General features: G+C 69.0%; 8 protein-coding genes and 1 pseudogene. 3 read left to right on the forward strand and 6 right to left on the reverse strand.

From position 1 onward, the window contains the following. Positions 1-164: 164 nt before the first annotated feature. The gene (locus ACZ55U_RS38430) at positions 165-533 is read right to left on the reverse strand and encodes a hypothetical protein (RefSeq protein WP_465534182.1); all 369 of its coding nucleotides are present in this window, start codon (positions 531-533) and stop codon (positions 165-167) included. A gap of 129 nt (positions 534-662) precedes the next feature. Between ACZ55U_RS38430 and ACZ55U_RS38435 the strand changes: the two genes are divergently transcribed. Continuing rightward, on the forward strand, positions 663-1,274 hold the full coding sequence (locus tag ACZ55U_RS38435) for an SMI1/KNR4 family protein (protein WP_465534184.1): 612 nt from the start codon (positions 663-665) through the stop codon (positions 1,272-1,274). Positions 1,275-2,660: 1,386 nt separating this feature from the next. Here ACZ55U_RS38435 and ACZ55U_RS38440 read toward each other — a convergent pair. From ACZ55U_RS38440 to ACZ55U_RS38460, 5 genes are all read right to left on the reverse strand, one after another. Beyond that, positions 2,661-3,440, reverse strand: a complete 780-nt coding sequence (locus tag ACZ55U_RS38440; RefSeq protein WP_465534186.1) for a DUF6193 family natural product biosynthesis protein — start codon at positions 3,438-3,440, stop codon at positions 2,661-2,663. 72 nt (positions 3,441-3,512) lie between these two features. Next, positions 3,513-4,040: an SMI1/KNR4 family protein gene (locus tag ACZ55U_RS38445; RefSeq protein WP_465534188.1), complete on the reverse strand. Its 528-nt coding sequence runs from the start codon at positions 4,038-4,040 to the stop codon at positions 3,513-3,515. Positions 4,041-4,308: 268 nt separating this feature from the next. Next, positions 4,309-5,448 (reverse strand): hypothetical protein, encoded by a 1,140-nt coding sequence (locus ACZ55U_RS38450; protein WP_465534190.1) that lies wholly within the window; start codon positions 5,446-5,448, stop codon positions 4,309-4,311. A gap of 16 nt (positions 5,449-5,464) precedes the next feature. Next, positions 5,465-7,114, reverse strand: coding sequence for a relaxase/mobilization nuclease domain-containing protein (locus tag ACZ55U_RS38455; protein WP_465534192.1), 1,650 nt, complete (start codon positions 7,112-7,114; stop codon positions 5,465-5,467). Positions 7,115-7,206: 92 nt separating this feature from the next. Beyond that, on the reverse strand, positions 7,207-7,587 hold the full coding sequence (locus tag ACZ55U_RS38460; RefSeq protein ID WP_465534194.1) for a hypothetical protein: 381 nt from the start codon (positions 7,585-7,587) through the stop codon (positions 7,207-7,209). 209 nt (positions 7,588-7,796) lie between these two features. Between ACZ55U_RS38460 and ACZ55U_RS38465 the strand changes: the two genes are divergently transcribed. Both ACZ55U_RS38465 and ACZ55U_RS38470 read left to right on the forward strand, forming a co-directional pair. Continuing rightward, the gene (locus ACZ55U_RS38465; RefSeq protein ID WP_465534196.1) at positions 7,797-8,126 is read left to right on the forward strand and encodes a hypothetical protein; all 330 of its coding nucleotides are present in this window, start codon (positions 7,797-7,799) and stop codon (positions 8,124-8,126) included. 370 nt (positions 8,127-8,496) lie between these two features. Beyond that, positions 8,497-8,649: pseudogene (locus ACZ55U_RS38470) on the forward strand (IS21-like element helper ATPase IstB); the annotation flags it as partial. Positions 8,650-9,116: the final 467 nt, after the last annotated feature.

Genomic DNA, 9,116 nt, shown 5'->3' on the forward strand with positions numbered 1-9,116 from the left:
GCACACCGCGCCGACGGCCCGCCGTGAAGCACCAGAACCGGACAACCTGCCTTCAAGGACTACGAGAACCGCCCAAGACTCGCAGAACACCCTCTCAGACCTCTCTCGGGGCGCTCAAGGCGATCCGGGCGTTCGAGGTGATGCAAAGTCATGAAGCGTCTGGCTCAAGCCGAGTCGTCCAGAAGATGAAAGGCTCCTTCGAACTCTTCAGAGGCGAGCAGCTCGGCGATCACGCTCACCATCCCCCGGATGCCGGGATCCCGAACGATCAGCCCGTCCGAGCACCAGAAGCACCGGCCACCTGCGGCTTCTCCTGTCTCCTCCCATCTCTTCATCAACCGGCTGACCTCGGCGACTGTGAAGATCGTCGCACTCCAGCGTGAGCCATCTGGGAGGCGAACCTCAGCATCGACGTTGCAGACCTGGTCGAGTACCTCACCAGGGTTCGGCAGGAAGAAAGCCTCGAAGCCATCGGTTCGGACACGATAGTAAGGGCCGTCCCATCTCGCCTCGGAGCGCGGTTCCGTGCTCATGCTCGTCACCTGGGGAGGATCCCAGCGCGCGACGCCGACCACGACCGGCTTGCGGGCAGCTGATCACACACTGGTGACACCCCGGCCAGTGAGCAGGTAGTTTGCGGGAGGACAGAGAGAAGAGTTCGCATGGACTCCCGGATCATCCGCATCCGACGCAAACTAGCCAAGGTGCCCTACGCCGCGCTGCGAAGCCACTCCTTCGGTGAAGAGAAGCACCGGTTTCGCCTCGAACCCCCGCTGCCGGACGTGAAGGTCGCCGAGTTCGAGGCCGACCACCACATCGAACTGCCTGACCCCTACCGCAGTTTCCTGACCACACTGGGCGGGGGCGGAGCATCGCCTTTCTACGGCCTGCTGCCGTTGCAGTCATGCCGACTGTTCACGATGGACCCCCAAGGCGAGCCCAGCCGCCCTCGGGGGTTCACGTTCGCCAGCGGCCCGCCTCACCGAGGTGACCTGTTCCTGCACATCATCGAGGCAGGGTGCACCGACCTGGTGCTTCTCGGTATCACGGGTCCCCTGACAGGCCGCGTCGTCACCGGAAACGCTGACGGCTTCTGGGGCCCCAACGTCTCGTCGGCCACTGACTTCTTGGCCTGGTACGAACGCTGGCTCGACCACATGCTCGCTGGGCGCGACAACCGTGACCTGGAACTGACCTCACCAGCCCTGCGAGCGCCGGTCGACCGCATCCTGAGACAGCACCGGAACTGCACCCGAAGGGTCCATGCCGCATAGAACGCCGGCATCACTTCGATTGCGCGAACGATCACGGAGTAGTCCATGGGTACGCTACCGCGATGTCCCACGTGTCTCAGGGCCCACAAACGCAGCCATCCGCTGCTTGGAGCGCGACCGACTGATACCCGGCATCGTCGCCACGGCCGTGAGCGTGTGGTCCGCCCGAGTCCACGGGACCAAGCGACGCTGGAAGCCATGGGAGGCCGAATTCACCTGCCCCTGTTGCGGCGAAGGCTGGGCCCGCGACAAGCTCGAAGAGGCTATCTTCATGCTTCCACCCCGAGCCTCAGGCGAACTACGAGCACGGGTCGACGATCTGGACGCGGTGTTGCTGCGGCGGACCCATCACGAACCGCAGGCAGCTTCCGAACTGGCCTGGTGGCACTGCAGGTTCTGATCACGGGAGCTCGCGCTCGGTGTCCCTGGAAAATGCCATCTTCAATGAGACCCTCACCACCGACGTCCCAGCAAAAATGACAATTCGCAGGCCAGGGGCCCCTGTCAGACCGTGATCGACGGGACGCCCATCCCCTCCTGACCAGGCACACCACCAAGACGTCAGGCCCACCCGCCCCGAATCCCCATCAGACCTGACAACGCGCAGGTTAAGGAGACATCTACATGCCGCGATGAAATGAGACGGGACAGCGGTTCGACGGCAGCGCCTACCGATTCCCTGATTCTTCACCATCACGGGTGATCTGAAACCGGTTCACCCTGTCCAGGCTCGGCGGGAGGGAGATGGTCGCGCCATGAATGACTGGTCTGCCGAAGGCGCGGCTGTTCCGCAAGCCTCGGACGTGACGGTGCGTTACCGAAGCGGGAATGGCGCCTTCGTGGACACCTCGCTCCCCGAGCACCAAGCAGCAGCCAACCAGCAGGTCCCCGACCTCGCCGACCGATCAGCCCGCGTTCACGGACATCCCCGTTAACCGAATCTCGATCACCATCGCCCGGGTCGACCTGCTCAATGACCTCCTGACCCACAGTGACGAAGAAGTCCTACGGCGCCCTCATCATCTCCCGCCTGCAATGCGATGCCGGGAGCTACCTATGAGCAGTTGCACCGGCTTCAAGCCGCCGGCTGGATCACCAGCCGAGTCGAGTACGACCAGTCATGGAACTCAAGAGCCACGCCCGGACGTGGTCCCGGACGCCGCCGCACCTACTACCAACTCACCCCAGCCGGGAGAGATGCCACCGTCCACGAGACCACCTGCAGGGCAGCCCGCCCACCCCGTCAAACGAGGAAAACGCAGAGATGGCGGATGAAATCCGCGCGAGATCGCAGGGAGAAGCCCCAACAGCCCAACTCCCGCTGAAGCCGAGTGGAGATCACGGGTGAGGCAACGCTGCGGGACGGGACGGGACGGGAGGGAACCACTATCTCTCGGCCAGGTCTCTGGCAGTACCTGCGACGGCTGGGCCGATGCCCGCCGGTAGATGGCTGATGACGAGCCCGATGGCCTGCTCTGCGGTGTCGGCTTCACCAATCACCGTTCCTCGCTTCGGCCCGCACACACGGTATCGCCCGTCACACAGCGGATCGATGAACGGCACTACCCAGGTGAATGGATACCCGGTGCACGTGGTGAAGTGGAGAGACCAGTGGCTGGTGAAGGGGTACAGCTGCCTGAGCTTCGGCTCGGCATAGGCGGCTTCCACCAGGTCTCGAACCGTGGGGAACGGGATGTCCTCCCGCATTTCCTCCCGAAGAAGGCGCCACTTCACGGTGACGGCGTCGGCAGGGCCACGTTCGTGTGCCTCGGCGAGTTCACTGAAGGTGATGAACGAGCAGAGGTCGCGAAGCTCGTGCAGGGTTGCACCCGCTCGCCAGGCCCCTGCGGCTTTGGCCACCTCGTGAAGGTCCTTCGTCGAGCCGCGGACGAGTTCGACTCCGCGGCTCGACCCGCTGATGATGAACCATCGTTCCTCCACGCCGAGGTAGATCGAGTAGGACTCTCGACCAGCGGCCGTGCTGGGGACCGCTGCCCAGTTGGGGTCCGAGTCGTTCCGTATCACTTCACCGAGCGTGAGGCCCAGATCGTCGGCGGCGTGATCCAACGCTGCGGCGAGACTGCCTGCGGCCGCCAGGTCCGGATACAGGTCGGGGTTGGGCACCTTGGATGGGGTCGCGGCGCTGTCGGAGGACTTCGGGCTCATCGGTGCAGTCTGACGGCTTCTCGCGGGTTCCGCTATCTGCGAGCCCGTGAGACGGCAGGGCGCCGGTCGGAGTCAGTGGCACAGCTCCATGATGGTGCCGTCGAAGTCGGGGAACTCCCGGGATGCTTGCTCGATGACGGCAGCGGCTGGCTGCCGCCGGTGGGGAGCGAATCGTTCCGCGATGGCCGCCAGGTGCTTGTTGGGACGGGGGGTCCAGTCCGGCTCATAAGTAGTGGCTGCTTCCCAGGGGCCGAAGCCGCCAGCGAGCAGCCACAGGAAGGCGCCCAGGTCGCACGCCAGTACAGCGGTTTCACCTTCGGAGCCGAGGAAGACGATGGGTTGGTCGGAGAGTGGGCGGCCTGGGCGGACCAGCCAGAGCGCCGCGTATCCACCCGTGCCGTCCTGGCCGAACACGCGGAAGTCGTCACCGGTCAACTCCGTGTTGCCGGTCCAGGCCCGGAACCAGTCGGTGGTGTCCTCGGAGGACAGGAAGTCCGGGAAGGGCTCGAAGTCGATCCCTTTGCCGTCGTCGTAGTCGAACGGGACCGCCAGTGCGGCGGCGAGTGCGACAGGCAGCTGTCGATCACTGGTGTGAGTCACGCGGAGAGGCTAGCGACTACCAGTGTCATCAACGCCGACTCACCCCAGCCGGACAAGACGCCGCCATGCACGAGGTCGCCTGCCGGGCTGAACCCGGCCACCCCGTCGATGAAGAAAGCGCAAAGACGACGGATCAAAAGCCGCGCGAGACCACCGGGACAGGCTCCAGCAGCCCAGCTCATGCCGAAGCCGAATGAAGATCACGACTGGAGCCTACAAGCGCGTCGGGTGCTCCACCCGTCGGCCCGGCCGATCAGGTGCGGTGCTGCTACCTCGACCGTCCCGCGCCGGGCTTCGGGACGGGGGCTCGATGAGCGGTGGGCCGGGGACTGCCGGCCCCAGCGCCTCGCGCCGCCCATGACGGGGGCGGACCTGCCGCCGCCGAGGTGGACCTGGCCGCCTCGGTCACCACCGCGGCCGACGCGACGCCATCGTGCACCGGCCTGCGCAGCGCCTCGGTGGCGGCCCGGACGAGACGAGGAACGAGGTAGGAGGCGGGACCGGACTCCCACCCGCGGTCCCGCATCAGCCGAGCCAGGTGATCCCGGACCGGCCGGCCACCGTCCTGCATCCGCGCCATCCGGGCGGCCAGCAGCGGCCACTGGCGGCAGTTCACCAGCAGAGCCGCCTCCCGCTCCCGGCCGGGCAACGCCTCATAGACCCAGCGAACGAAACGGTCGTTCTCCGTCCGGCTCACCCCCAGCTGCGCCAACGCCCTTCGGCGGTCTCCCAGGTCGAGATCCCCCGGCAGATCCAGTCCTACCGTCAGAGGACCGTAGGAGCGAAGGGAATCCCGGCTCGGCACGCGCACCGACCGCCGAGCGGTGCCGGACTTCCGCGCGACCGCCTGATCGACACCGACCCCCTCGGCGTACGCGGCCGCCAGAAGCCGCCCGACGTCGACGCCCCGTTCCCGCAGCTCCTGCATCGTCGCGGCGATCTCCGGCCACAAGGGCGACGCCAGGATCGCCTCACGCACCGGGCCCGCCGGCATGCTCGCGCGGAGCAGCGCCGCCCACTCCCGTGTCCGCTCGGCCGTGATCCGCGCCGAATCGGCCAGGACGGCGTCCCGCACCGACACCGCGATGTCCCCCACCCGCGGCAGGAACTGCTCCAGGTCCACGCCGGACCGCCGCAAGGCGACCAGCTGCTGCGCCATGACCGGCCAGTCCGGACCGGACATCAGCATCCAGGCCACCTCAGGGCCGAGCAGGGACTTGAGATCCCCGGCCGCCTCGGACAAGGCCAGGTCGGCCGGCGGCAGAGGGTCTTCCCGCCCCGCTCTGCGCTGCGCCGCGCGGCGCACCGCGTCCGCGACGGCCAGCACCAGGCGCACCGCCGCCGTCGACGTCTGCACCGCCTCGCCGACCGCGTCGGCGAACGGTTCGGCCGGGTAGGGCGTGGTCATCGCGAACTCCTGTCGGTCACAGGCCCCGTTTGGGCCCTTCCAGATCGTTGCCGGGGGAACGCCTCGCCTCGGTCGGAGGGCCGGCGGTCTTCCTGGCGCCCGGTGGCGGCGGGGAGGCGGACCGCGAGGCCGCTGTCGCCGCCCGCGTGTCCAGCGCCCCGCCGTGAACACGGGACCACCCGTCCAACCTCCAGACGAGAACCTGGGCGATGGACGCTGCCGAGTGGAGCTCACGCCGCGCCGCGACCGCCGCGAGAACCGCGGCGGGGTCGAAGCCCTGCCGCTCCAAGGCCATCAGGCGCCCGCGCAGGACGGGCCAGACGGAGTCCACCAGCACCGCCGACGCGTGGGTGGGAAGAGCCCTCGTCACCACGTCGGCCAGCCGCGACGACCGGCCGGCTCCAGCGTCAGCCGACCCCGCCCGCCTCATGCGCCACCGAGCCCCGGCACCCGCGGACGCCCCCGTGCTCACCTCCACGGCCTCCTGCAACGACCGGCCGGCCCTGCGGGCCGAGTCGGCCTGGAGGCGATAGCCCTGTTCCTCGTGCCAGAGCCGCGCAGCCGTGACGGCCATGACCAGCGCCAGGAGGAACCCGAGAAAGGCAGCCGCGTCGTTGTGGCCGGACGAGCGGGCCGACGACACGAGGATCCGCGCCGAGGAACGAAGAAGGATCCGCGCCTCACCGTCCAGGTCACGCCCGCCCGGAGCCCTGGCCGCCCGCTCGAACTCCGCCGCCGAGACGCGCAGATTCGGTTCGACCAGAGGAGGAACGGCGTCGGGCGCCACCACGAGAAGATCACCGAGCGCGGCGACGTCACCCGCACCTGCCCGCCGTCCGCCACGACCGAGCGAACCCGATGCCGTGCGGAGGTTGCGCTCGAGCGTCCGCCAGAGCGCGTCAGACGGCACCTGCGGCTCCGGAACCGGAACCTGCCAGCGCTCACGGACCCGGGGAAGCGACAGGTCGTAGGCCAGGCTCGAACCCGCGAACCACACCGCCCGGTCGACTCGGTCCCGGTCGCCCGGCAGCGCGACCGCGTAACCCGTCGCGGTGCTGCTCCCCGGGCCGCAACGCTGCGACACCCGCAGCCCGCGGGAGCGGAGACGGGCGAAGAACTCGTCCTCGCTCACCGCTGCCGCCGCAGCCGTACGGACGGCCCGCTCAAGCTGCTCACGCGCGCTCAGCGGCAGGTGACGGCGCGATGCCTTCTGCGTCTCGCCCGTCGTGGGCCACCGCTTCGCGGTCCGATCCCCCGACGTCAGCCGGCGCAACCCCCACCGCGCCTCGAAGTCCCGGGCGAGCTGCTGCATCCGCACGATGTCCTGCCGCAGGTCCGGCTGGATCCCGTCCTGGCGGATCTTCGTCGCGACGATGTGGATGTGGTCGTCCGCGTGCCGGACCGCCACCCAGCGGCAGCCCCACCTCTCGCCCCGCGGAGCGACACCGGCGGCGCCCATCATCGCCCGGGCGACCTCGGCCCACTGCTCGTCCGCCAGAAGCGGATCCTCGGGTGCCACGCGGACCGCGACGTGGTAGACGTGCTCGGCCGGGGTGCTGCCCCGGGCAGCGTGCACCGGAGCGTCCAGGAGCAGCGCGAGATCCCCGACCGTCGTGTCCGGCGACCGCGCGGGGTCGGGCACCCACGGCGCCCAAGCGGCGACCATGCGCGGGTCCTGGTGCTCGTCCCGCTTCCCGGGGCCGTACAGGTAGAACAGCAGCCCGGCGGTGTCACTTCCACCCTTCGCTCTCTTGGGGATCACCAGCGCGACGCCCGCTCCCGCATCAGCTGCAGCGTCGCCCGGTCGACCCGCTGAACCGCCTCCTGGAGGAGCCGTGCCGCGGCCGGCGCATCGAAGGGACCGACCGACCCGAGCCGCTCACCGATCCGCACCAGCTCCCCGCGCGATCTGATGAGCTCCGCCAGCACCTCCCGGGCGTCCGCGGACACCGGTACGAGCTGATCCTTGGCGACCGCCAGCGCCTTGCGGGCCACCCACGCGGACACCACCATGCCGTCACGTTTCGCCGCCTCGTGCACGATCGTCAGCTCGGCGTCGTTGTACGACAGATTCACCCGCCTCGACCGCGGTGCCTGCATCTGCCGCTCCCGCCGCCGCGCGCCCTCCGTGCCACTCACCGTCGATCCTCCTCGGCTCGGCGGGCCGGCGCGCTCCGCAGGCCGGAACGAACGCGGCCCTCACCGCGACCCCCTGCTGCGCCACCCTGCTGTGCGATCGAACTGACTGCCAGCGGATACGCCGGAGCGGCAGCTGAAAATCACCGACACGGGTGACCTTCGCGGGCCGGTTCGAAACCACTCGATGTGGTGGCTCTACGATCCGCGGCATGACGAGAGAAGACGAGTTCCTGAGGCGCATGCGCGAAATTCAGGACGACCGTGAGAAGGCCATCGTTTCGCTCGCCGCCGTCATGGCGGAGCGGCAGCGCCTCAAGGACGAGCTGGCCGAAACCGAGGCCCCGTACGGAAGAGCCTATGCGGCCGCCGAGGCAGCGGGCTGGAGCACGGAGGAGCTCGCAAGGCTGGGCGCGGAGGCGCCCGCGCGCCGTCCCAAAGGGAGGCCCCGGAAGCACGCCCCGGCCACCAGGACCACCCTTCCCGCTCCCTCACCCGGTGACGGGGAACGCCTCGACGGCGCCCGTGCACAAGCCGGCTGAGTGCCGGCGCGGCCTTTGTCGCCGGCTGGCGGGTGTGCTGAATCCTCGCGGGGTAGCTGTCCATAGCGAGTTAGTGGTTGTCGTTCCGTCAACGCTGGAGCACACCTTTCGAGCCCTGGCGTGATGAGGCCGTGCTGCGAGCCTCCCAGCGGCTGTCTTTCCGTCAGCAACGCGCGTGGCTCCGGACGGTCGGCGAGGCGTGGTCGGCCGCGACGGTGCAGTGGAGCGGCGCCGCCGTGGGCCCAGCGCTAACCGTCGCGGCCGGTCGGCCCGTCGACCACGGCGCCCGCTCGGACGGGAGCCGGACTCCGGCGTCCTGTTCGCCGACACGGAGGTGGCATGCGGTGGCGACCTGGCCACGGGCGGCTGCCCCGAGCTCGCCGAGAACGCCAGTGAGCGGATGTCCTACCCCGGCTTCCTGTCCGCGCTGTGCATGGCCGAGTGTGACGATCGTGCCAGGCACCGCTCCGAGTGCCGGATCGAAGCCGTCGGCTTCCCCCGGGACAAGTCGCTTTGGCCATTCGGTGCTGGCGCCTGCGGTGACCGTGAGTTCGTGCAGGTCGTAGCGTTCCCGTTCGTCGGTGTCCGTAGCGTGGATGACGTACTGGTTCAGGCGTCGAGGCTGGGCCTTGTCCAGAGCGTGATGTCGCTGCTGGTGGCGACGACGAGCGTGCGTCCGGAGGGGGAGAACCCGGCGGTTCGCAGTTCGGAGTAGTGGGCGTGGAAGATGTGCCACCACTTCTCCCCGGCGGGACCGCGGCAGAGTCCGCCAGACGTGCCGGCACACGCGGGTGCCCGGCCGTGGATGGCCGTGCGGGAGGTACCGGCGGGTGGGGCCGTTCGGTGCGAGTACACGGGCCGTGCCTTCCCGGACAAGCCGGTGCGGCGGTGGGTTCCTAGTAGGGCTTGGTCAGGTTCGTATGGGTGTGGGTATGTCGCGGTGGCAGGTCGGACAGTGGCCAGCCCAGGTGGCGAGGATCAACTGCAGCT

It is taken from the genome of Kitasatospora sp. NPDC034533 (assembly GCF_055575155.1).